The organism is Dinoroseobacter shibae DFL 12 = DSM 16493 (assembly GCF_000018145.1).
Lineage (GTDB): Bacteria > Pseudomonadota > Alphaproteobacteria > Rhodobacterales > Rhodobacteraceae > Dinoroseobacter > Dinoroseobacter shibae.
Genome location: NC_009952.1, coordinates 662,831 through 684,637 on the forward strand (window position 1 = coordinate 662,831; position 21,807 = coordinate 684,637).

Annotated in this window: 20 protein-coding genes; 15 read left to right on the top strand and 5 right to left on the bottom strand. The window is 66.3% G+C overall.

Features of this window, described 5'->3' with window-relative positions:
- Positions 1 to 117 precede the first annotated feature (117 nt).
- A complete protein-coding gene (hemN, locus tag DSHI_RS03370) occupies positions 118 to 1,479 on the bottom strand; it encodes an oxygen-independent coproporphyrinogen III oxidase (protein WP_012177337.1) in 1,362 nt (453 codons plus the stop codon).
- Between the two features lie 52 nt (positions 1,480 to 1,531).
- Between hemN and fnrL the strand changes: the two genes are divergently transcribed.
- The 9 genes from fnrL to ccoS all read left to right on the top strand — a co-directional run bounded on the left by fnrL (position 1,532) and on the right by ccoS (position 10,642).
- The gene (gene fnrL, locus DSHI_RS03375; protein WP_012177338.1) at positions 1,532 to 2,281 is read left to right on the top strand and encodes a transcriptional regulator FnrL; all 750 of its coding nucleotides are present in this window, start codon (positions 1,532 to 1,534) and stop codon (positions 2,279 to 2,281) included.
- Positions 2,282 to 2,618: 337 nt separating this feature from the next.
- Positions 2,619 to 4,220, top strand: coding sequence for a cytochrome-c oxidase, cbb3-type subunit I (ccoN, locus tag DSHI_RS03380; RefSeq protein WP_012177339.1), 1,602 nt, complete (start codon positions 2,619 to 2,621; stop codon positions 4,218 to 4,220).
- A gap of 14 nt (positions 4,221 to 4,234) precedes the next feature.
- Positions 4,235 to 4,960 carry a cytochrome-c oxidase, cbb3-type subunit II gene (ccoO, locus tag DSHI_RS03385; protein WP_012177340.1) on the top strand — a complete coding sequence of 242 codons (726 nt, stop codon included), beginning with the start codon at positions 4,235 to 4,237 and terminating at the stop codon, positions 4,958 to 4,960.
- A gap of 12 nt (positions 4,961 to 4,972) precedes the next feature.
- Entirely contained in the window at positions 4,973 to 5,206 is a 234-nt protein-coding gene (locus DSHI_RS03390) for a cbb3-type cytochrome c oxidase subunit 3 (protein ID WP_012177341.1), read from the top strand.
- Positions 5,203 to 6,066: a cytochrome-c oxidase, cbb3-type subunit III gene (gene ccoP / locus DSHI_RS03395; protein WP_012177342.1), complete on the top strand. Its 864-nt coding sequence runs from the start codon at positions 5,203 to 5,205 to the stop codon at positions 6,064 to 6,066. Before DSHI_RS03390 ends, ccoP begins: the two co-directional genes overlap by 4 nt.
- A gap of 315 nt (positions 6,067 to 6,381) precedes the next feature.
- Positions 6,382 to 7,824 carry a cytochrome c oxidase accessory protein CcoG gene (ccoG, locus tag DSHI_RS03400; RefSeq protein ID WP_012177343.1) on the top strand — a complete coding sequence of 481 codons (1,443 nt, stop codon included), beginning with the start codon at positions 6,382 to 6,384 and terminating at the stop codon, positions 7,822 to 7,824.
- Entirely contained in the window at positions 7,821 to 8,288 is a 468-nt protein-coding gene (locus tag DSHI_RS03405) for a FixH family protein (RefSeq protein ID WP_012177344.1), read from the top strand. Before ccoG ends, DSHI_RS03405 begins: the two co-directional genes overlap by 4 nt.
- Before the next feature lies 1 nt (position 8,289).
- The gene (locus tag DSHI_RS03410) at positions 8,290 to 10,479 is read left to right on the top strand and encodes a heavy metal translocating P-type ATPase (protein WP_012177345.1); all 2,190 of its coding nucleotides are present in this window, start codon (positions 8,290 to 8,292) and stop codon (positions 10,477 to 10,479) included.
- A gap of 4 nt (positions 10,480 to 10,483) precedes the next feature.
- The gene (gene ccoS / locus DSHI_RS03415; RefSeq protein WP_012177346.1) at positions 10,484 to 10,642 is read left to right on the top strand and encodes a cbb3-type cytochrome oxidase assembly protein CcoS; all 159 of its coding nucleotides are present in this window, start codon (positions 10,484 to 10,486) and stop codon (positions 10,640 to 10,642) included.
- Positions 10,643 to 10,729: 87 nt separating this feature from the next.
- Here ccoS and DSHI_RS03420 read toward each other — a convergent pair whose 3' ends face one another.
- Positions 10,730 to 12,211: a D-alanyl-D-alanine carboxypeptidase family protein gene (locus DSHI_RS03420; protein ID WP_012177347.1), complete on the bottom strand. Its 1,482-nt coding sequence runs from the start codon at positions 12,209 to 12,211 to the stop codon at positions 10,730 to 10,732.
- A gap of 173 nt (positions 12,212 to 12,384) precedes the next feature.
- Positions 12,385 to 13,089, bottom strand: coding sequence for an HAD family hydrolase (locus DSHI_RS03425; protein WP_012177348.1), 705 nt, complete (start codon positions 13,087 to 13,089; stop codon positions 12,385 to 12,387).
- Positions 13,090 to 13,242: 153 nt separating this feature from the next.
- Here DSHI_RS03425 and clpS point away from each other — a divergent pair, with 153 nt between their 5' ends.
- Genes clpS through DSHI_RS03440 form a run of 3 tightly spaced genes read left to right on the top strand, consistent with a single transcriptional unit; the run spans position 13,243 to position 15,418 of the window.
- A complete protein-coding gene (clpS, locus tag DSHI_RS03430) occupies positions 13,243 to 13,563 on the top strand; it encodes an ATP-dependent Clp protease adapter ClpS (protein ID WP_044028302.1) in 321 nt (106 codons plus the stop codon).
- 16 nt (positions 13,564 to 13,579) lie between these two features.
- The gene (locus tag DSHI_RS03435; RefSeq protein WP_012177349.1) at positions 13,580 to 14,581 is read left to right on the top strand and encodes a class I SAM-dependent methyltransferase; all 1,002 of its coding nucleotides are present in this window, start codon (positions 13,580 to 13,582) and stop codon (positions 14,579 to 14,581) included.
- 30 nt (positions 14,582 to 14,611) lie between these two features.
- Positions 14,612 to 15,418 (top strand): SDR family NAD(P)-dependent oxidoreductase, encoded by an 807-nt coding sequence (locus DSHI_RS03440; protein WP_012177350.1) that lies wholly within the window; start codon positions 14,612 to 14,614, stop codon positions 15,416 to 15,418.
- Here DSHI_RS03440 and DSHI_RS03445 read toward each other — a convergent pair.
- Complete coding sequence (locus DSHI_RS03445; RefSeq protein WP_012177351.1) at positions 15,399 to 15,776, bottom strand: hypothetical protein; 378 nt, start codon at positions 15,774 to 15,776, stop codon at positions 15,399 to 15,401. The genes DSHI_RS03440 and DSHI_RS03445 overlap by 20 nt on opposite strands.
- Before the next feature lie 59 nt (positions 15,777 to 15,835).
- Between DSHI_RS03445 and hemF the strand changes: the two genes are divergently transcribed.
- The 3 genes from hemF (at position 15,836) to DSHI_RS03460 (ending at position 20,912) form a co-directional block, all read left to right on the top strand.
- The gene (hemF, locus tag DSHI_RS03450) at positions 15,836 to 16,729 is read left to right on the top strand and encodes an oxygen-dependent coproporphyrinogen oxidase (RefSeq protein WP_012177352.1); all 894 of its coding nucleotides are present in this window, start codon (positions 15,836 to 15,838) and stop codon (positions 16,727 to 16,729) included.
- Positions 16,730 to 16,883: 154 nt separating this feature from the next.
- Complete coding sequence (gene ggt / locus DSHI_RS03455) at positions 16,884 to 18,674, top strand: gamma-glutamyltransferase (RefSeq protein WP_012177353.1); 1,791 nt, start codon at positions 16,884 to 16,886, stop codon at positions 18,672 to 18,674.
- 138 nt (positions 18,675 to 18,812) lie between these two features.
- Positions 18,813 to 20,912: a serine hydrolase domain-containing protein gene (locus tag DSHI_RS03460; RefSeq protein WP_012177354.1), complete on the top strand. Its 2,100-nt coding sequence runs from the start codon at positions 18,813 to 18,815 to the stop codon at positions 20,910 to 20,912.
- A gap of 12 nt (positions 20,913 to 20,924) precedes the next feature.
- On the opposite strand, the gene DSHI_RS03465 is transcribed toward DSHI_RS03460, so the two are convergent.
- Positions 20,925 to 21,740 (bottom strand): sulfotransferase family protein, encoded by an 816-nt coding sequence (locus DSHI_RS03465; RefSeq protein WP_012177355.1) that lies wholly within the window; start codon positions 21,738 to 21,740, stop codon positions 20,925 to 20,927.
- Between the last annotated feature and the right edge of the window lie 67 nt (positions 21,741 to 21,807).

Below are 21,807 nucleotides of genomic sequence, written 5' to 3' on the forward strand. Positions count from 1 at the left end.
CCCGGGGCGAGAGGGGCCAGCCCCTCTCGTGCTCTCCCCGGGATATTTCCAGACTTGAGAAAGGTTCGGGCGCATCCCCGATGCGCGGGACGCAACTGAGGCGCGCGTCAGCTGCGGTCAGGTGGCGACCGAGTGGCTGCCTGCCGGGGCCTCGTAGCGGTCGAAGGCCCTTGCAATCATCCGGGTCAGGGGGCGTGCATCGGGGGGGATACGGAAGCTGAGTGCCCCGCTGTCGAGCTCGACCATACCGCCGAATTGCTCTTGTGCGGCGCGGAACAGGGCGGTGATCCGGGCCTCGGGCACCTTGAACACGCGGACCAGTTCCCGGCCATCCACGGCGAAATCGCACATGATCATCTCGATCATTCGCGCCCGCATCGCATCGTCCCCGGCAAAGTCGTGGCCCCGCACCGTGGCGAAGCCGCCTGCGCGGATGGCCTTCTGGTACTGGGCGGTGCCGCTGGCGTTCTGGGCGTAGCCTTGCGGGAAGCGCGAGATCGCCGAGGCGCCGAGGCCGATCAGAACGGTTGCGGAATCGTCCGTGTAGCCCTGGAAATTCCGATGCAGGCGCCGTTCGGCGGCGGCCACGGCGAGCCCGTCTCCCTGGTGCGCGAAATGGTCGATACCGATCTCGGCGTAGTTGTCCCAGCGGAACAGGCGGCGGGCGGTTTCGAACAGGTCGAGCCGGGCCTCCGGGGTGGGCAGCGCCTCGTTCGGGATCAGGTTCTGGCGCCGGGCCATCCAGGGCACATGGGCGTAGCCATAGAGGGCGACCCGGTCCGGTTGCAGCGACAGCAGCTTCTGTACCGACTCGGTGATCTTCACCGGTGTCTGGAAGGGCAGGCCATAAAGGATGTCGGTGTTCAGGCTTCGGATGCCGCGGTCGCGCAGGTCCATCACCACCGCCTCGGTCACTTCGAATCGCTGTTCGCGTCCGATCGCCTTCTGGATGTCCGGGTCGAAATCCTGCACCCCGATCGAGGCGCGGTTCATGCCCGCGGCGGCCAGCGCGTCGAGGCGGGCGGCGTCGATCTCGTTCGGGTCGATCTCGACCGAGAATTCCGCCCGGTCGGTGGTGGGCGCCAGGGCGAACATCGCCTCGGCCAGCCGCGTCACCAGGTCCGGCGCGAGCAGGGTCGGTGTGCCGCCCCCCCAATGGATGCGCGACAGGCGGACACCTTCGGGCAGCGCCGCGCGCAGCAGGGCGATTTCAGCCAGCAGGGTATCGACATAGGCGCGCACCGGCGCGTCGCTCTGGGTGCCTTGGGTGCGGCAGGCGCAGAACCAGCACAGGCGGCGACAAAACGGCACATGCGCGTAGAGGGAAATCTCGCTCCCCGGGGGGATCGCCTGGATCCAGGCCGTGAAATCCCTTGGCCGGGTGGCCTGCGAGAAATGGGTCGCCGTGGGATAGCTCGTGTACCGTGGAACGCGAGTGTCAAAAAGCCCGTAGCGCGCAAGTTGCGTTTTGGGTGTCATGCGACTACGGTGAGGTATCTGCGCATACGCGTCCTTGACCCAGATCAATCCAATGCCGGCCACCAGCCAAGCCATTCAAATCAGTAAAGACTGTAGCGATTGCCCGATCCGCTACCGTGCTGTCTGCGCGCGGTGCGAGACCGACGAGATGGAATTGCTGGAAAGCATGAAGTACTACCGCGATTTCGAGGCGGGACAGACCATCGTCTGGGCGGGGGATGAGTTGAATTTCGTGGCCTCCGTGGTCGACGGGATCGCCTCGCTCAGCCAGACCATGGAGGACGGGCGGCGCCAGATGGTCGGGCTTCTGCTGCCTTCGGATTTCCTGGGTCGGCCCGGGCGTACCATCGCAAGCTACGACGTGACTGCGAGCACGGCCGTGACCTTGTGCTGTTTCCGCCGCGGTCCGTTCGAGCAGATGATGAACACCACCCCCCATATCGCCCAGCGATTGCTGGAAATGACCCTCGACGAGCTGGACGCGGCGCGGGAGTGGATGCTGCTTTTGGGGCGCAAGACCGCGCGCGAGAAGATCGCCAGCCTGATCGCGATCATCGCCCGGCGCAACGCCGCCATTGCCCAGCACGACCACAGAAGTGCCTTCACCTTCGAGTTGCCGATGACCCGGGAGGCCATGGCCGATTACCTCGGCCTGACGCTGGAGACCGTGTCGCGGCAGGTCTCGGCGCTCAAGCGCGACGGCGTGATCGAGCTGCGCGGCAAGCGCGAAGTGACCATTCCGGATTTCTTCCGGCTGATGGACGAAACCGGCGATGACGCCGATGGTGGCCCGCTGGTCTGACCGGCCGGAGGGGGCGTGTCGCTCCGCTGATTCTCAGTTTGTTCCCGTAGCGTCACGCGGCCCGGCTGCATCTGTGGCACGCTGCGCGTTCGGGGCGCCTTGGGCGATCGCGTTGCATCGCGGGGTGGGGGCGACCCTTCAAAACCCCTGAAAAACAACCGAATTCCGTTTCTACGACTAAAGTACGCATGTCTGTGCGCAGGTCTTTTTCGGTCCCCGCCGCGCTCTTTGACATGGATCAATGAGCCTCTTCCCGGAAACCCGCATGAAAACCCCATAATTAACGCCGAGGTGTCCCGCGAGTCGGTCACACGTACGGAAAACGAAGGGACGATCAATGTGGGACTACGTTAAAATCGTACTGCTTGGTCTGGTCGCTCTGGCAGCTGCAATCGCTGCCAACTATGCCCGCGATCTGGCCTATCAGGTCCACGCTGTCTTGATCATGCTCATCGCCGGGGGGATGTTCCTCTGGCAGGTGCGCAAGGTCGACGAACCAAAGACAGTCAATACCAGTGAATACATGGACGATGTCGTGCGGTACGGCGTCGTGGCGACCGCCTTCTGGGGGGTTGTGGGGTTCCTCGCGGGCACGTTCATCGCGTTCCAGCTCGCCTACCCGCAACTCAACTTCGCCTGGGCGGAAGGATATGCAAATTTCGGGCGCCTGAGACCGCTGCACACCAGTGCGGTGATTTTCGCGTTTGGGGGCAACGCCCTGATTTGCACATCTTTCTACATCGTGCAGCGCACCTCTGCGGCACGTCTCTGGGGTGGCAATCTCGCCTGGTTCGTTTTCTGGGGCTACAACCTGTTCATCGTCCTGGCGGCGACGGGCTACCTGCTGGGCGCGACCCAGTCCAAGGAATACGCCGAGCCCGAGTGGTACGTGGATATCTGGCTGACCGTTGTCTGGGTGGCCTACCTGGCGGTGTTCCTCGGCACGATCATGAACCGCAAGGAAAAGCACATCTACGTGGCGAACTGGTTCCTGCTGAGCTTCATCGTCACGGTGGCGATGCTCCATCTCGGCAACAACCTGTCGATCCCGGTGTCGATCTTCGGCTCGCGCTCGGTGCAGCTGTTCTCGGGTGTGCAGGACGCGATGATGCAGTGGTGGTACGGCCATAACGCGGTGGGCTTCTTCCTGACCGCGGGTTTCCTCGGCATGATGTACTACTTCGTGCCCAAGCAGGCCGAGCGGCCGGTCTTCAGCTACAAGCTGTCGATCATCCACTTCTGGGCGCTGATCTTCCTGTATATCTGGGCCGGTCCGCACCACCTGCATTACACCGCGCTGCCGGACTGGGCCTCGACCCTCGGCATGGTGTTCTCGATCGTGCTGTGGATGCCCAGCTGGGGTGGCATGATCAACGGTCTGATGACGCTCTCTGGCGCCTGGGACAAACTGCGCACCGACCCGGTGATCCGGATGATGGTGATCTCGATCGGTTTCTACGGCATGTCGACCTTCGAAGGCCCGATGATGTCGATCCGCGCGGTCAACTCCCTGAGCCACTACACGGACTGGACCATCGGTCACGTGCACTCCGGGGCGCTGGGCTGGAACGGCATGATCACCTTCGGCGCGCTCTACTTCCTGGTGCCGCGCCTGTGGAACCGCGAGAAGCTCTACAGCCTGACCCTGGTCAGCTGGCACTTCTGGCTCGCGACCATCGGGATCGTCCTCTATGCCTCGGCCATGTGGGTCACGGGCATCATGGAGGGCCTGATGTGGCGCGAAGTGGATGCGCAGGGCTTCCTCGTGAACTCCTTCGCCGACACCGTGTCCGCCAAGTTCCCGATGTATGTGGTGCGCGGTCTGGGCGGGGTGCTCTACCTGGCCGGTGCAATCATCATGTGTCTCAACCTGTGGTGGACCGTCACCCGCGGCTCGGAGAAGAAGTCTCCCGCGGCTGTCGCGACCCCCGCTGAATAAGGAGGGACCAGAAAATGGCAATTCTTGACAAGCACAAGGTCCTCGAAAAGAACGCGACGCTGTTGCTGGTGTTCAGCTTCCTCGTCGTGACGGTCGGCGGGATCGTCGAAATCGCCCCGCTGTTCTACCTGGAGAACACCATCGAGGATGTGGAGGGCATGCGCCCCTACTCCCCGCTGGAACTGACGGGCCGGGAGATCTACATCCGCGAGGGCTGCTATGTCTGCCATTCGCAGATGATCCGGCCCATGCGGGACGAGGTGGAGCGTTACGGCCACTACTCGCTGGCGGCGGAGTCGATGTACGACCACCCGTTCCAGTGGGGGTCCAAGCGGACGGGGCCGGACCTGGCCCGGGTGGGCGGCCGGTACTCGGATGACTGGCATGTGGATCACCTGATCGATCCGCAGTCGGTCGTGCCGGAGTCGGTGATGCCGAAATACGCCTTCCTGATGGATCGGGAACTGGATGGAAAATACATCCAGGACCTGCTGGAAACCCACCGCATGGTGGGCGTGCCCTACACGGACGAGATGATCGCCTCCGCCCGGGCCGACTTCCTGGTGCAGGCCGATCCGGACGGGGACTGGGACGACCTGGTCGCCCGCTATCCCAAGGCCCAGACGCGGAACTTCGACGGTCAGCCCGAGTTGACCGAAATGGATGCGCTCATCGCCTATCTGCAGATGCTTGGCACGCTGGTCGATTTCTCGACCTTCCAGGCCGATGCAAGTCGCTAAGGAGGACGCCTCATGGAAGAGACAGTTACGATCCTTCAACAGGTCAAGGACAACTTCACCCTGGTGTTCCTGTTCAGCGTGTTCGTCGGAGTGGTCCTCTGGGCCCTCCGGCCGGGCAGCAAGGCGACACACAAGGATGTGGCCAACATCCCATTCCGTCACGAGGATAAACCCGCCACGGACCGCCCTTCCGGCCTGCCAGAGGTCAGCGAGCGGATCGCCCAGTTCAAGGAGGCGCGGCTATGAGTAACAAACCCGACGACCACCAGAAGGAACCACCCACCACGGGACATTCGTGGGACGGGATCGAAGAATACGACAACCCGATGCCGCGCTGGTGGTTGTGGACCTTCTACGCCACCATCGTGTGGGCGATCCTCTACACCATCGCCTATCCGGCCTGGCCCCTGATCAAGGGCGCGACGCCCGGGCTTCTGGGGTATTCCACCCGGGCCGAGGTCGCCCAGGAGATTGCCCTGTTCGAGGCCGCGAATGCGGAGCTCGACACGCAGCTGGCCTCGGCGGACCTGACCACGCTGCCCGAGAACGAAGAGCTTTACAGCTACGCGGTCTCCGGCGGGGCTGCGGTGTTCCGGACCTGGTGCGCACAGTGCCACGGCTCGGGGGCTGCGGGGGCGGTCGGCTATCCCAACCTGCTGGACAATGCCTGGCTCTGGGGTGGGTCGATCGAGGATATCCGTCACACGATCGCCCACGGGATCCGGAACGAGAACGATCCGGATGCCCGCTGGTCCGAGATGACGGCGTTCGACGAGATCCTGTCGGATGAAGAGATCGCATCGGTGGTGCAGTATGTCATGAGCCTGTCGGGCACGGAAACCGATGCCACCCTGGTGGCGGCGGGCGAGCCGGTCTATCTCGACAATTGTGCCGCCTGTCACATGGAGGACGGCACCGGCGACATCTATGGTGGGGCGCCGAACCTCACGGACGCGATCTGGCTCTATGGCGGCGATGCGGCCAGCATCGAGGAGACCGTGCGCTACTCCCGCTTCGGTGTGATGCCGAGCTGGATCGACCGGCTCTCCGAGGCCGATGTGGCCGCCGTGGCCACCTATGTCCACCAGTTGGGCGGCGGGGAGTAACCCCTCCGAACAAACACCCGGATCGCCCTGAGGCGGTCTGGTCCCGGCGCCGCTCCTCGACCTGTTCGCGCATATTCGAGGGGCGGCGTGCCTTTTCCGGGGAGCGCGGTCCGCCGCGGCCAGCCCCACGCGCGCACCGGGGGTCAGACGGGCCCAGCGCGCACTGTGTCGCAGCGCGGAGAGCCCTTGTTTTCCGGACCGCGCGTCACAGTGCCCGATGGACCCGCAGACTGCGCCCCGTTTGACTCAGGTCAATGTAGAGGCCCGGCAAAAAAGCCAAATGATATACTAAGCTTTACGTTCAGGAGTCGCACTGTGTCATCCGTTGAAGAGCCGAAGTCGCTCTATGCTCCGCGCGAGCCGATCTTTCCGCGCCGGGTGAAAGGCACGTTCCGCAGTTTGAAGTGGTGGATCATGCTGGTCACGCTCGGGGTGTACTACATCACCCCGTGGATCCGCTGGGACCGGGGGCCGAACCTGCCGGACCAGGCGGTGCTGGTCGACCTGGCGAACCGCCGTTTCTATTTCTTCGTGATCGAGATCTGGCCGCACGAATTCTATTTCGTGGCCGGCTTGCTGATCATGGCCGGGCTGGGGCTGTTCCTGTTCACCTCGGCCATGGGCCGGGTCTGGTGCGGCTATGCCTGCCCGCAGACGGTCTGGACGGACCTGTTCATCGCGGTGGAGCGCTGGATCGAGGGCGATCGCAACAACCGGCTGCGCCTGCACCGCGCGCCCATGAGCGCGCGCAAGCTGCGGCTGAGGCTGACCAAGTGGACCATCTGGTTGGTCATTGCCGTGGCCACGGGGGGCGCCTGGGTGTTCTATTTCACCGATGCGCCGACCCTGCTGCGCGATCTCGTGACCTTCAGCGCGCACCCGGTGGCCTACACCACCATCGCCATCCTGACGGCGACGACCTTCGTGTTCGGCGGCTTCGCGCGGGAGCAGATCTGCATCTATGCCTGCCCCTGGCCGCGCATCCAGGCCGCGATGATGGACGAGGACACCCTGACCATCGGCTATCGCGACTGGCGCGGGGAGCCGCGCGGCAAGCACCGCAAGGCCGAGGGCGCGGAGGAAAAGGGCGACTGCATCGACTGCATGGCCTGTGTGAATGTCTGTCCCATGGGGATCGACATCCGCAACGGCCAGCAGATGGAGTGCATTACCTGCGGTCTGTGCATCGACGCCTGCGACGACATAATGGAGAAGATCGGCAAGCCCCGGGGCTTGATCGACTACCTAGCGCTCTCGGACGAGACTCTGGAGCGCGCGGGCAAGACCGGGCGGCGCCCGTGGCAGCACATCCTGCGCCCGCGCACCATCCTGTATACCGTGCTCTGGGCCGGGGTGGGCGTCGGTCTGGTCGTCGCGCTCTTCTTGCGCTCGGATATCGAGATGACCGTCGCCCCCGTGCGCAACCCGACCTTCGTGACCCTCGCCAATGGCGACATCCGCAACACCTACGAGGTGCGCCTGCTCAACAAGCATGGCGAGGACCGGCGTTTCGACCTGACCGTCGAGGCGCAGGATCCCGCCGCCGCGGAGCTGATGCTCGACATCGAGGGGTCGGACACCAACTGGGTCATGGTCCCCGCCGACAGCACCCAGTTGTCGCGCGTCTACGTGATCGGCCCGCGCGGCTCGGACGCGGTCGAAAACCACCGCACGGAATTCCGCCTCTGGGTGGAGGACCTCTCGACGGGCGAGCGCGCCTACAAGGACACTGTATTCAACGGAAAGGGCAGCCAATGAGCAAGTCGCAGGAAAAGGAATTCACCGGGCGTCACATGCTGATGGTCATGCTGGGCGCGTTCGGGGTGATCATCACCGTCAACCTGACCATGGCCTATAACGCGATCGGCACCTTCCCCGGCCTGGAGGTCAAGAACAGCTACGTCGCCAGCCAGAATTTCGACAAGAACCGCGCCTCTCAACAGGCATTGGGCTGGACCACCGATGTGCGGCTCGACGACGGGGTGCTGCACCTGGTCTTTACCGACAAGCAGGGCCAGCCCGTGCGCGCGGAGTTGCTCAGCGTCACGCTCGGCCGGTCCACCCATGTCCGCGACGACCAGACGCCGCCCTTCCGCTGGACCGGCCGCGACTTCACCGCGCCGGTCGACCTGGACGGGGGCAACTGGAACATCCGTCTCGTGGCCCAGGCCGAGGACGGCACGCAGTTCAGGCAGCGCATGGTCTTTTACGTGAAGGGATGAGATGTCGGATCTGAGCGCGCATAGCCTCGGCCCCTCGGCCAACTCCGCCTGCCCGGCCTGCGCGGCCGCGCCGCTGGCCGAGCAGCTGAGCAAGCGCCCCGTGCGCGGGGGCATCGTGCTCAGCCTGCCGGGGATCCATTGCGCGTCCTGTATCTCGGGGGTCGAGCGCCTGCTGGACGCAACCCCCGGCGTGGTCGGGGCCCGGGTCAACCTGACCCGCAAACGGGTTCTGATCGACGCCGAGGAAGGGATCACCCCCGAAGCGCTCGCGCAGCTTCTGACCGACAAGGGGTTCGAGGCCTACGAGCTTGATCCCGGCCAACTCGGCAATGCCGAGGCCGACCGTCCGGCCCGTGACCTGCTGATGCGGCTGGCGGTGTCCGGCTTTGCCATGATGAACATCATGCTGCTGTCGGTGGCGGTCTGGTCCGGCGCCGAGGCCGCGACCCGGGACATGTTCCACTGGATCTCCGCCGCCATCGCGATCCCGACCATCGGGTTCTGCGCCCAGCCGTTCTTTTCCAATTCCTGGCGCGCGCTGAAGGCCGGGCGGCTCAACATGGATGTGCCGATCTCGCTGGCGATCCTGCTGGCGGTGGGCATGTCGCTCTACGAGACCGCCAATTCCGGCGCGCACGCCTATTTCGACGCGGCGGTCTCGCTGACCTTCTTCCTGCTCGCGGGGCGCTATCTCGATTTCCGCACCCGCGCCTCGGCCCGCTCGGCCGCGCAGGAGCTTGCCGCGCTGGAAGTGCCCCGGGCGATCAAGCTGGTGGGCGGCACCGAGGTGAAGACCGTGGTGGCCGATCTGGCGGTGGGCGACCTGATCCGGGTGACACCCGGCTCCCGCGTGCCCGCCGATGGCCTGGTCGTGGACGGGGTGTCCGAGCTGGACCGGTCGCTTCTGACCGGAGAGAGCCTGCCGGTTCACGCGGCGCCCGACACCCCGGTGTCGGCGGGCGAGATGAACCTGACCGGGGTGCTGACCCTGCGGGTGACGGCGGCGGGGCAGGACAGCTCCCTGCACCGGATGGCGGAACTCGTGGCCGTGGCCGAGAACGCCCGGTCGAAATACACCTCCCTCGCGGACAAGGCGGCGGGGCTCTATGCGCCCGGCGTGCATATCCTGGCGGCGCTGACCGGGCTGGGCTGGATGCTCTATTCCATGGATCTGCGCCTGTCGCTCAACATCGCCAGTGCGGTTCTGATCATCACCTGCCCCTGCGCGTTGGGCCTCGCGGTGCCCGCGGTGGTCACGGCGGCCTCCGGGCGTCTGTTCCGGCGCGGGCTGCTGATCAAGAGCGGCACGGCGCTGGAGCGTCTGGCCGAGGTCGACGAGGTCGTGTTCGACAAGACCGGCACCCTGACCCTGGGCCAGCCGATTCTGGAGAATGCCGACCGGATCGCGGCCCGGGACCTCGCGGTTGCCCGGGCGCTCGCGCAGGGGTCCGCGCACCCGCTGGCGCGGGCGATTGCCGCCACCGACGCAGGTGGGGCCAGCGCAGAGGTCACCGAGTTGCGCGAAGTGCCCGGCTACGGGGTCGAGGGTCGTTGGCAGGATCAGCCGGTGCGCCTCGGGCGGGCCGACTGGGTCGGGGCTGCGCAGGGGGACGTGACCGCGACCTGGCTCCGGATCGGGCAGGCGGCGCCGGTGGCCTTCGAGTTCAAGGATGCCCTGCGCCCCGGCGCGGCGGAGGCCGTGGCGGCCCTGCAGGCGCGCGGGCTGAAGGTCAGCCTGCTGTCCGGGGATGCGCCCGGGGCCGTGGCGCGGGTCGCCCGGGAGCTCGGCATCACCGACTACCGCGCCGAGTGCCGCCCCGAGGAAAAGGCCGCCCATGTCACCGCCCGCGGCGAGGCCGGGTACAAGGTGCTGATGGTGGGCGACGGGCTGAACGACACCGCCGCCCTGGCCGCGGCCCATGCGTCGGTCTCGCCGGCCAGCGCGCTGGACGCGGCCCGGGTCGCGTCGGACATCGTGCTGCTGGGCCAGGACCTGTCGCCGCTGGCCGACATGCTGCAGACCGCGCGCAAGTCCACCAAGCTGATCCGCGAGAATTTCACCATCTCGACCGTCTACAACGTGGTGGCCGTGCCGCTGGCCATCGCGGGGCTCGCCACGCCCCTGATCGCGGCGCTGGCCATGTCGGTCTCATCCATCACTGTCAGTCTGAACGCATTGCGTGTACGCTGAGCCCATGGAAGTTCTCAGCTATCTCATTCCGATCTCGCTCACACTGGGGGGTATCGGGCTTGCAGGCTTCTACTGGATGGTGAAGTCGCGGCAGTTCGACGACCCGGACGGGGATGCCAACCGCATCCTGTCGGACGAATTCGACGACCGCCCCAAGCACTGATCCGCCCACCCGACGCCCAGGCAGAAAAAAGCCCCGCCAGGACCTCGGTCCCGACGGGGCGGTACGCTCCGTGAGTGGCAGTGCGTATCAGGAAGTCGGGCTCATGGGCGCGCAGGGAATGTTCTGCGCGGTCAGGCGTTTGCAGGCCAGCTCCGCGCTCTCGGCGCTCATCCCGACGAAATTCGCATCGAACATGCCGCCCTTGCGCGCGACCTTGCGCAGCGCCTCGTCCAGCGTGCCGGTCTCCTTCAGCGCGATCTTCAGCAGAACGCGCTCGGCCTGGTAGCGGGTGGTGTAGGAGCCGATATGGATGCCCCATTGGCGCCCGCCCGAGGTCGAGATCCGCGTGACCACTTCGGGCTGCACATCCGGGTCCACATCGGCAAAACGCCGCGGCTCGGGCACGGGCAGGGGGCGCGGCATCACCGGGGCTGCGGCCCCTTGGGCGACCGGGATCTCGGCAAAGCCTGCCTCCGGCTCGGGCGCATTGGCCACCTCGGCCGATCCGTCCTCGGCGGCGAGCTGTTCTGTCGTTGTCTTGACCGCGTCGGACACCGAGGGCGCCAGCATCGCGATCAGCTCTTCGGCACTGTCCACCTGGGGGGCGACGGTTTCCGCGACCAGGGTCGCCACCGGCTGCGGCCGGGCCGCCGGACGCGGGCTCTTGGCCAGCGCCAAGTCCGTGCGGGTCGCCTGGGCAAAGGCCCGGTCATAGCGGGGCGGGGCGGGCTTGCGCACGCTGGCCACGCTCGGGGCCCGCTGGAAGCCGAGGTCCAGCAGTTCGGCCACGCGCTGGTTGCGGGTCGCCGAGGACCGTCCGCCGAACACCGTGGCGATGATCCGTTCCTGTCCGCGCTCGGCGGAGGCCACGAGGTTGAAGCCCGCGGCACGGGTATAGCCGGTCTTGATCCCGTCTGCGCCGCGATAGGCGTTCAGCAGCCGCCGGTTGGTGTTGGCCACGGTGCCCATGGTGGTGTCGGTCGAGCGGCGGGAGAACAGGTTGTAGTACTCGGGATAGTCGTAGAACAGGTGCCGTCCCAGGGTCGTCATGTCCCGCGCCGTGGACAAGTGGCCGGATTCGGTCAGGCCATGGGCGTTCTTGAAGGTCGTGCTGTTCATCCCCAGCGCCTTGGCGGTCCGGTTCATGCGCCGCGCGAACGCCGCCTCGGAGCCGGAGATCGCCTCTCCGATGGCCGTGGCCGCGTCATTGGCCGACCGCACGGCCGAGGCCCGGATCAGGTAGCGCAGGGCGATCTGCTGCCCCGGTCGCAATCCCAGTTTCGAGGGCGGCTCGGCGGCGGCCTTTTTCGAGATGCGGACCTTCGTGTCCAGGCCGATCTCGCCCATGCGCACCGCCTCGAAGGCGATGTAGAGGGTCATCATCTTGGTCAGGGATGCAGGGTGCAGGCGTGTGTCGGCGTTGCGCGAATGCAGCACCTCGCCGGTGCGGGCATCGATCACCATCGCCGCGTAGGGCGCGGCCTGTACGGGCTGTGCCGAGATTTGCATCCCCAGGCACACACACACGATTGCAATTATTCGGAATCCTTCCAGCCACGGACGTGCCATGTCAACTCGATCCTATTCTGCCTCTGGGCGCGTCTCGTTGGACGCACCGCGTTTATTACATGAAGGATAGCACGCAAATCTTCGTGAAGAAACGGTTTATCCCGGTCTGAATCCGGATAATTCGCGCCTTGAAACCCACATCTTGGGGCCCGCGCGCCACAAGGCGCAAGCCTCTAGCGGCGCAGCCCGTCGATCAGCCCGGGCAGCCCCCCGAGATCGGGCAACTCGAAAAACCGATGGGCCCCCTTGGGCGACTCGGCCTGTTCCAGCACCCAGGTCAGGTCATGGGGCACATGCACGGCGAAGGCCCCCGCCGCCAGCGCGGGCAACACGTCGGACTTCAGCGAGTTGCCCACCATCATCGCGCCGGCCGGCCCATGGGGGGCCTTGGCAAAGGCGCGGGCATAGGTGGCGGGCGTCTTGTCGGACACGATTTCCACCGCGTCGAAGAACTCCCCCAGCCCCGATTGCGCCAGCTTGCGCTCCTGGTCCAGCAGGTCGCCCTTGGTGATGAGCACCAGCTCGAACTCCGCGGCCAGCGCCGCCACCGTCTCGCCCACATGGGGCAGGAGGTGGATCGGGTGCTGCAGCATCTCCTGCCCTGCGGCGAGCAGCTCTGCTATGACCTCGCCCGGCACCTTGTGCTCGGTCACCTCCAGCGCCGTCTCGATCATCGACAGCACGAACCCCTTGATCCCGAACCCGTAATGGCCGAGGTTGCGCCGCTCGGCCGCCAGCAGCCGCTCCATCAGGTGGTCGGGCTCGGCGAACTCGGCCAGCAGGTCGGCGAATCGTTCCTGGGTAAGCTGGAAGAACTGCTCGTTCTGCCAGAGCGTGTCATCGGCATCGAAGCCGATGGTCGTGATCGGGGTGGACAATCGTGGGCCTCGGTTGGTCAAAGCGCAGCACTGGGGCGGTTTTGTTCGGCTTGAGCCCGGGTTGCTCTTTTCACACGGGCCTCTACACTTATATTGCCAGTTTGACACGCAACACCAGAGTGGCTGCGAATGACAGGAAACACCCCGATCCAGATGTCTGATGAACCCGGCACGCCCAATGACGATACCAGCGTCATCACCAAGACCAGAACCAAGACGGAGAAACCTCCGCTCTACAAGGTTCTGATCCTGAACGATGATTACACGCCCATGGAATTCGTCGTGCATGTGCTGGAGCGGTTCTTCGGCATGACCCACGGCCAGGCGGTCGAGCTGATGCTCACCGTGCACAAGAAAGGCGTGGCGGTGGTGGGGGTGTTTTCCTACGAGATCGCCGAGACCAAGGTCGCCCAGGTGATGGATTTCGCCCGCCGGCACCAGCATCCGCTGCAGTGCACGATGGAAAAGGAATAGCGCCCCGGCGCAGCCCATGACAGCACAACGATTACGGCTGGCCCTGGACGCGGGTCTTCTGGAGTGGCCAGACGGCCCGGTACTCGCCCTGCGCCCGCCGCCCGGGCTCGAAGGGCTGCCCGAGGACAGGTTCCAGATCGTCCACGGATTTCGCCCCGATGTTACCGCCTGGGAACGCCGCGGCGCCCTGGTGCAGCCGCAGGCCGAGGGCGCGTTCGCGACGGCCCTCGTTTGCGTGCCCCGGGCCAAGGACCATGCCCGCGCGCTGCTGGCCGAGGCGATCGGCCGGGTCGGGCCCGGCGGGCTGATCGTTCTGGACGGGCAGAAGACCGACGGCGTCGACAGCCTGGTGAAGCTCGCGAAATCCCTGCTGACGGGGGTCGAGGTCTATGCCAAGGCCCATGGCAAACTGCTCTGGGGGCGAGTGCCGGACCCCTTGCCCGATCTGGCGCCGCTGACCCCGCCGCTGACATCGCCCGAGGGCTGGGTGACAGCGCGCGCGGGGTTTTCCGCCGGGGCGGTGGATGCGGGCTCGGCGCTGCTGGCGGCCCATCTGCCCGCGCGGTTGCAGGGCGACGTGCTCGATCTCGGGGCCGGGTGGGGGTATCTGGCCAAGGCCGCGCTTGCCTCGGGGCAGGTCACCGGCATGGATCTGGTGGAGGCCGAGTTCGACGCGCTGGAGGCCGCGCGCCGCAATGTCGACGATCCGCGCGCAAGGTTTCTTTGGGAGGACGCGGCGGTCTTCGCCCCCGGCAAACGCTACGACGCGATCCTGTGCAACCCGCCCTTCCACACCTCGCGCAAGGCCGACCCGGCGATCGGCCAGATGTTTCTGCGCACGGCCGCGCGGCTCTTGAAGCCCTCCGGCGTGCTCGGGCTTGTCGCAAACCGGCATTTGCCCTATGAGCACACCCTCGCCGAGTGTTTCGGCGAAGCCCAGCCCGTGACCGAGGCGCAGGGCTACAAGATCTTCCATGCGCGCAAGCCGCGCCAGACCGGCGCCGCGCGCGCCTCCTGACCCCCCTCACACCCTGCTTGGAGACGACCGATGTCCTTCTCTATTTCCGGAAAAACCGCCATCGTGACCGGGGCGGCGAACGGGGTGGGCCTCGCCATCGCGCGGCAATTCGTGGATCACGGGGCGAACGTGATGTTCGCGGATCGCGACGAGACGCGGCTGAAGGACGAGGTCGGCAAGATGGGCGAGGACAGCGGCAGCGCGCGCTACTATGCCGGGGATCTGCGGGAACGGCTGACCCAGGCCAACCTGCTCTCGGCCACGATCGACGCCTTCGACCGGGTCGATATCCTGGTGAATGCCAGTCGCCAGATGATGAGTTCGGACCCGCTCGACCCGGACCACGACAATGTCGAGGAGATGCTGGAGCAGAACCTGATGACTGCCCTGCGGCTCAGCCAGCTGGTGTCGAAACGGATGATCAAGCAGTCCGAGGACGAGGACGAGGAACAGCCCGCGGGCGCCATCGTCAACCTGTCCTCCATCGCTGCGCGCCAGACCCATGCGCAACTGCTGGGCTATTCCATCGCCTCGGCGGCCCTGGACCAGATGACGCGTTCCATGGCAGTGGCGCTGGCCGGGCACCGCATCCGGGTGAACGCGGTGGCCTTCGGCAGCGTGATGAGTGCCAGCCTCAAGGATGTTCTGAAGGACAACAAGTCCCTGCGCGGCGAGATCGTGGATTGCACACCCATGTCGCGGATCGCCAAGTCGTCCGAAGTGGCCGACGCGGTGCAATACCTCGCTTCCGCCGGGTCGGGCTTCGTCACCGGGCAGGTCATCACCATCGATGGCGGGCGCACCTTGCTCGACCCGGTCACGGAGCCTGCGCACTAGCCATGCAGGCGTCGTAGTCCGTGCGTGCCCGCGCCTTCAGGCCGGGCAGCCGGGCGCGCAGGTCGGCCGCGATCCGTTCTTCCGCGGCCACATCCACCGCCACGGCCCGCCCGCGCCGGGTCTCGTATTGCGTGGTGCAGATGCTGCGCGGCGACAGGGTCGCGTAGCAATCCGACACGTCCAGATCGACCCAGGTCTCGTCCACCCGGCGGTAGCCCCGCGCAGCGGCATCCTCGGCCTGCGCGATCAGCGCGTGAACCGTCGCCAGCTCCCGCGTGGCTTGCGCGAAACAGGCGTCTTCGACCGGCACCGTGCAGGCCGCGAGCAGGGGCGCGAGCAGGAAAATTCGTGCTGTCATTTCCACCTGACACCGATTTTTGAATCTGCTAGCCAAAGAGCCAGACCAAGGAGACCGAGATGACCGAAGACTTCACCGAGCGCAAAGCCCGCGCTTCTGCGTGGTTCCGCACCCTGCGGGACGAGATCGTGGCCGCTTTCGAAGCGCTGGAGGACACCCAGACCGAGGGCCCCTTCGCCGATCTTGCGCCGGGCCGGTTCGAAGTCACGGAAACGACCCGCGCCTCGGACGATGGCTCGGATGCGGGCGGCGGTCTGATGAGCGTGATGCGCGGCGGGCGCGTGTTCGAGAAGGTCGGCGTCAACATCTCCACCGTCTATGGCGCGCTGGCCCCGCGTGCCCAGGCCGCAATGGCCGCGCGCAAGGGCGTGCCGGGCATGGACACCGACCCGCGCTTCTGGGCATCGGGCATCAGCCTTGTCGCCCATATGCGCAACCCCCATGCCCCGGCGGTCCACATGAACACGCGGATGTTCTGGACCCCGCAGACCTGGTGGTTCGGCGGCGGCTCGGACCTCAACCCCTGTATCGAGAAACCCGAGGATACGGCGGATTTCCACAAGGTGTTGCAGGACTATTGCGACAAGCATGACCCGGCGCTTTACCCCAAGTATAAGGCCTGGGCGGACGAGTATTTCTTCGTGCCCCATCGCGGGCGCGCGCGCGGCGTAGGCGGCATTTTCTACGACGACCGGAATACCGGCGACTGGGAGGCGGATTTCGCCTTCACCCAGGACGTGGGCCGCGCCTTCCTGCCGGCCTTCCTGCCGGTGACCGAGCGCAATCGCAACCTGCCCTGGACCGACGCCGACAAGGAGGCGCAGCTGGTCCATCGCGGCCTCTATGCCGAGTATAACCTGGTCTATGACCGGGGCACCAAGTTCGGGCTTGAGACCGGGCATGACGCCACGGCCGTGCTCATGAGCCTGCCGCCCGAAGCGAAATGGCCATAACCGGCGACGAAGGTTTGCGCGTGGCACGATGACTCCCGGGCTCAACTCGGCCCGAGCCTCGCGGCAAAAGGCAAAGAACTGGTTAACGCCGGGGTAATCCCGGTTGGCACAAGACCCTTCCGCGCGTACCTTTGCGTCGAAACGGGAGGGAACCATGACACATCTGACAGCAGTGATCGCCGCGCTGATCCTTGGCGCGACCGCGGTCTCCGCCCAGGAGGCCGCCGATGCCGTCGCCCCCGAGGGGGCTGCGGCCACCGGGCCTTTCGCCACGGTCTCGGACGCGGCCCGGGCCGCGCTGGACGCCAAGGCGGCAGGCACGCCGACCCAAGCGCAGGACTGGATGGTTGCCGCCGCCAACCCCCATGCGGTTGAGGCCGGGGCGCGGGTTCTGGCCGCGGGCGGGACCGCCGCCGACGCCATGGTCGCGGTGCAGGCCGTTCTGGGGCTGGTGGAGCCGCAATCCTCCGGCCTCGGCGGCGGTGCGTTCCTCGTTTGGTACGATGGCGCCTCGGGCGAGATCACCACGCTCGACGGGCGCGAAACCGCGCCCCTGGCGGCCACGCCGACCCTGTTCCAGGACGAGGCGGGCGAGCCGCTTCAGTTCTTCGACGCGGTGGTCGGCGGGCTCTCGGTGGGCACGCCGGGCACGCCCGCGCTGATGGCCGAGGCCCATGCGAAATGGGGCAACCAGGACTGGGCGAGCCTGTTTTCCGAGGCGATCGACCTGGCCGAGGGCGGCTTCCCGGTCTCGCCACGCCTGGCCACGCTGGTGGCCAACGACGCCGAGCGGCTGTCGCGCTTCAAGGCCACGCGCGACTATTTCCTGCCCGGCGGCACCCCGCTGGCCGAGGGCGCTACGCTGACCAACCCGGCCTATGCCGACACCCTGCGTCAGATCGCGGCCCTGGGCGTGGCCCCGTTCTACACCGGCGAGATCGCCCGCGACATCGTCGCCACGGTCCGCACCGCGCCGGGCAATCCCGGCGTCTTGTCGATGACCGATCTCGGCATCTACGAGGTCAAGGAACGCCCCGCCGTCTGCGTGGTCTACCGCGCGCATGATGTCTGCGGCATGGGCCCGCCGTCCTCCGGGGCGCTGACCGTGGGGCAGATCCTCGGGATGCTCGACAGCTATGACCTGGCCGCGTTGGGCGCCGACAGCCCGGAGGCTTGGCGGCTGATCGGCGATGCCTCGCGGCTCGCCTTCGCCGACAGGGGTCGCTACATGGCCGACAGCGATTTCGTGCCCGTCCCGACCGAGGGGCTCGTCGCCCCCGCCTACCTGGCGGAGCGCGCGGCCCTGCTCGACACCGACGCGGCCCTGGCAGAGGTCGCCCCGGGCGCGCCGGAGTTCGACCATGCGCTGAACTGGGCCGATGACGAGAGTATCGAGCTGCCCTCGACCTCCCATATCTCCATCGTGGACAGCCACGGCAACGCCCTGTCCATGACCACCACCATCGAGAACGGCTTTGGCTCGCGGCTGATGGTGCGGGGGTTCCTGCTCAACAACGAGTTGACGGATTTCTCCTTCCGCACCCACAGCGACGGTGTGCCCATCGCCAACCGGCTGGAGCCGGGCAAGCGGCCGCGGTCCTCCATGGCGCCGACCATCGTGATGCAGGACGGCGCGCCGGTGCTGGTCGTGGGCTCGCCGGGCGGCAGCCGCATCATCGGCTACGTGGCCAAGACGATCATCGCCCATCTCGACTGGGGCATGGACCCGCAGGCCGCCGTGGCGCTGCCGCACCTGGTCAACCGCTTCGGCACCTATGATGTGGAAGAAGGCACAACCGCCGAGGATCTCGCCACCCCGCTCACCGAGCTGGGGTTCGAGGTCAATGCCCGGGGCCTGACCTCCGGTCTGCACGCCATCGCGGTGGGCGAGACCCTGATCGGCGGCGCCGACCCGCGCCGCGAAGGCATCGCGCTCGGCCAATAGGCAAAGCCGCGCCACTGTCAATGCCCCGGGCGCCGCAAGGATGCGTCCGGGGCTTTTTCATGCTACAACGCTTGCATTGAAGAACTGATTTCCAGGGTACTTTTCGTACCCGCCCAATTTATTCTGATGGAGACCGTCATGCGTATTTTTCGCATTCTGACCGTGTGTCTTGGTATTGTCTGCGCCGTCCCGGTCCAAGCCCAATCTAACCTGCAACTGCAACCGGGCCTGCAAATTCGCCCTGATCTTTTGCCGAACCGGCCGATCGCCCTGCTGTCGGCGGATCTCGACCTGATCGTCGGCTCGGGCGAATTCGTCCAGCTGCGCAAGGACCTGTCGGTCACGGCCCCGCAAGCCCTGCGGTTCGAATGGGGCGTCCGGGTCGACACCGCCGTCTCTGCCCGCTGGGAGGTGATGCGCAGCGATACCGCCGCACTGGTGGCCAGCGGCATCCTCACCCCGGTTCCCGACGAGGGCCGCACGCGCAGCTTCACCCTTGCCGCAAACACCTTCCTGTTGCCCAGCCCGCCTGCACAGAACGTGGAGTTCGAGATCCGCCTCTGGCCGCTGGACGGACAGGGGGCCAGGATCGGTGGCGGCGCCAGTCCGGTGCGGATCACCCAGCTCAGCCCGGACAACATCGCGCCGCCCACGGATTTCGGCGCGGGCGCGGTGTTTCCCACGGTCACGCTGGAACGCAAGACCGAGAGTATCGGGCAGATCCGCCTGACCCAGCTCTACAACACCCATATGGACGTCACGATCCTTGCGGAAAACGCCGGCTCCCAGCCTACCGACCCGATGTTCCTGCGCGTGCAGGACAACAGCCTGCTCTACCGCCAGCAGCAGGTGGTCGAGATCCCCGTGCTCAAGCCCGGCGATGCCACGGTCCGCGAGATTCGGCTGCACGCGATCCTGCCCCCGGCCGAGAGCCAACTGCCCGCGCGCCAGCAGGTGCGCACATGGCGGGCGCGCCACGGGCAGATGTGCGGGGCCGAACTGCGGGTGCAGCTGGACTGGAAAGGCCCCGCCAGCCAGAGCCCGATCTCGCCCACGCGGATCATGCCACTGGTGCCGGCCGCCTGGCAGAACGTGGCCCTGATCCCGCCCAATCGCCGCGAGTGCAGCGGCGGGCAATGCACCTCCAGCTGCGCGGTGGAGAAAGAGCTGCGCAGGCTCACGGACGGGCGGGTGCAGGGTTACGGCTTCGCGCTGGGTCAGTACCCCCATTCGGGTGGCGGCGGGCTGGCGCGGCGGTCGGAGGATGGGCGTCTGCCCTTCACCGGCGAGACCAAGATCACCGTGGCCAGTGTCAGCAAATGGATCACGGCGCTCGGCACCCTCGCGGTGCTGGTCGATAACGGGATGGACATCTTCGACCAGATCGGCCCGTTCTTTCCGCCCGACTGGGACGTGGACCCGTATTTCCAGGGCCTGACCTTCGACGACCTGCTCGGCCAACGCTCGGGCATCATGGATTACGGCAATATCAAGCAGGACTTCGCCGCCCTGCGCGCCTTCATGGAGCAGCAGGTCGATCCAGGCTGGACCACCGCCTGCCAGCCCGCGAACGTGCAAAACCCGCCGAACCCGGTGAACACTGCACAGATGCCCTGCTATTCCAACTACAACACCGCGCTCATGCGCGTGCTCCTGCCGCGGGTGGCCGGGGCGGTGACCGGCATCGCGGCACCCGAGGCCTATGACACCGCCTACGAGGACCTGATCAACACTTTCGTGTTCCGGCCCGTCGGGGCCACCGGCACAGGCTGCCGCCCGCCGGGCACGGGGGATCACGCCTTCGGCTACAATCGCGGCGAGACCGGTGGCGGCATGGACTGGGGCGATGTGCGTGACGCGTGCGGAGCCGCGGGCTGGTACGTGTCGGCGGCGGACATGGCGGCGGTGCTGACCTCGGTGCTGCAACGGGACGGGCGGATCCTGCGCGAGGACATCACGCCGCCCATGGCGCAACAGATGCAGATGCGCGGCCTCGGCATCGACAATTCCAATAGCTTCTGGATGGAAAAGAACGGCGCCTGGGGCGGGTGCAACGACAATGGCTGCGGCCAGACCGGTACCTCGGCGGCGATCTTCCTGGGCGGGGCGGGCAACGGGGCAGGTCCGGCCATGGTCGGTGTGCTGTTCCTGAATTCCGACGTGGACGCCGATGGCGGACCCGGCAGCGCCCGCGCCCTTTTGCAGCGGGCCTATCAGAACGCCCTGACCCCGCAATAGGCTGAGCGCGGCTCAGGCCACCGCGCGCGGCCCGAGCTTGGCGTGCACTTCGTCGAGGTCGATCTCTCCCGTGGGCATCTTGTTCGCGGGGGTGTCGAAATCATAGCGGAACAACTCGAAATCCTGTTTGTACATCTCCAGCATCAGGTGCATCGACAGATCGTCGAAGTAATCCTCCACCGGATGAAGCCGCTTGGGCCCGTGCCCTTCGGATTCGTTGAACCGCGGGATCCGGGGCAGGTCGACCGGATGGGGCGTCTCGATCCCTTCCAGCACGCGGCCCATCCCGTCCTGGAACCTCTCGGTGAAGAAAATCTGGTCGTAGCGCCCGCCATTGGTCACCAGGGTCGAGACATGCCCCGACATGGCCGACCAATGAATATCCGGGTCCATCGGGCGGCGATACTGGATCGTGTCCCGGGCAAAGAGCAGAAATCGCCGGAAACTCGCGATCTGGTCGAAATCGCCCTCCACCTGGACACCATATTTCTGGGTCAGCATCGGCACCAGCTTGCCGCGGTATCGGTTGCCGTTGCGCTGTATCCCCGCGATCTTGTCGAAAAACGCCGACAGGATGCGGGTGTAGGGGTTGCGCACGCAGGTGAAGATGCGCGCCTCATGGGCGCGGATGCCCGCCTCGATCACCGGGCGGCTGTCCTCCTGGCCCCATTTGTGGAGCTTGTCCTTGCTGTCATGGATGTCGCCATCGAAAAACGCGCCGTTGTCGGAGTAATACATGATCTGCCCGATGGTCGAGCAGGCGCATTTCGGCACCACCCTGTAGATCAGGGTGCCGCTTTCGGTCATCCAGGTCCCGGGAAATCCCATCTTGCCTCCGCTCTGCGCGCCACGGTTGCAGAAAACCGTGAATGTATCATTGATTTATCAAGGACTC

What these genes read in the sequence shown, in the direction of transcription:
- clpS (WP_044028302.1), top strand. Translation starts at nt 13,243, where the DNA reads ATGTCTGATGAACCCGGCACGCCCAATGACGATACCAGCGTCATCACC.
- fnrL (WP_012177338.1), top strand. Translation starts at nt 1,532, where the DNA reads ATGCCGGCCACCAGCCAAGCCATTCAAATCAGTAAAGACTGTAGCGAT.
- DSHI_RS03405 (WP_012177344.1), top strand. Translation starts at nt 7,821, where the DNA reads ATGAGCAAGTCGCAGGAAAAGGAATTCACCGGGCGTCACATGCTGATG.
- DSHI_RS03435 (WP_012177349.1), top strand. Translation starts at nt 13,580, where the DNA reads ATGACAGCACAACGATTACGGCTGGCCCTGGACGCGGGTCTTCTGGAG.
- DSHI_RS03440 (WP_012177350.1), top strand. Translation starts at nt 14,612, where the DNA reads ATGTCCTTCTCTATTTCCGGAAAAACCGCCATCGTGACCGGGGCGGCG.
- ccoO (WP_012177340.1), top strand. Translation starts at nt 4,235, where the DNA reads ATGGCAATTCTTGACAAGCACAAGGTCCTCGAAAAGAACGCGACGCTG.
- ggt (WP_012177353.1), top strand. Translation starts at nt 16,884, where the DNA reads ATGACACATCTGACAGCAGTGATCGCCGCGCTGATCCTTGGCGCGACC.
- DSHI_RS03460 (WP_012177354.1), top strand. Translation starts at nt 18,813, where the DNA reads ATGCGTATTTTTCGCATTCTGACCGTGTGTCTTGGTATTGTCTGCGCC.
- hemF (WP_012177352.1), top strand. Translation starts at nt 15,836, where the DNA reads ATGACCGAAGACTTCACCGAGCGCAAAGCCCGCGCTTCTGCGTGGTTC.
- DSHI_RS03390 (WP_012177341.1), top strand. Translation starts at nt 4,973, where the DNA reads ATGGAAGAGACAGTTACGATCCTTCAACAGGTCAAGGACAACTTCACC.
- DSHI_RS03445 (WP_012177351.1), bottom strand. Translation starts at nt 15,776, where the DNA reads ATGACAGCACGAATTTTCCTGCTCGCGCCCCTGCTCGCGGCCTGCACG.
- DSHI_RS03410 (WP_012177345.1), top strand. Translation starts at nt 8,290, where the DNA reads ATGTCGGATCTGAGCGCGCATAGCCTCGGCCCCTCGGCCAACTCCGCC.
- DSHI_RS03420 (WP_012177347.1), bottom strand. Translation starts at nt 12,211, where the DNA reads ATGGCACGTCCGTGGCTGGAAGGATTCCGAATAATTGCAATCGTGTGT.
- DSHI_RS03465 (WP_012177355.1), bottom strand. Translation starts at nt 21,740, where the DNA reads ATGGGATTTCCCGGGACCTGGATGACCGAAAGCGGCACCCTGATCTAC.
- ccoS (WP_012177346.1), top strand. Translation starts at nt 10,484, where the DNA reads ATGGAAGTTCTCAGCTATCTCATTCCGATCTCGCTCACACTGGGGGGT.
- ccoN (WP_012177339.1), top strand. Translation starts at nt 2,619, where the DNA reads ATGTGGGACTACGTTAAAATCGTACTGCTTGGTCTGGTCGCTCTGGCA.
- hemN (WP_012177337.1), bottom strand. Translation starts at nt 1,479, where the DNA reads ATGACACCCAAAACGCAACTTGCGCGCTACGGGCTTTTTGACACTCGC.
- ccoP (WP_012177342.1), top strand. Translation starts at nt 5,203, where the DNA reads ATGAGTAACAAACCCGACGACCACCAGAAGGAACCACCCACCACGGGA.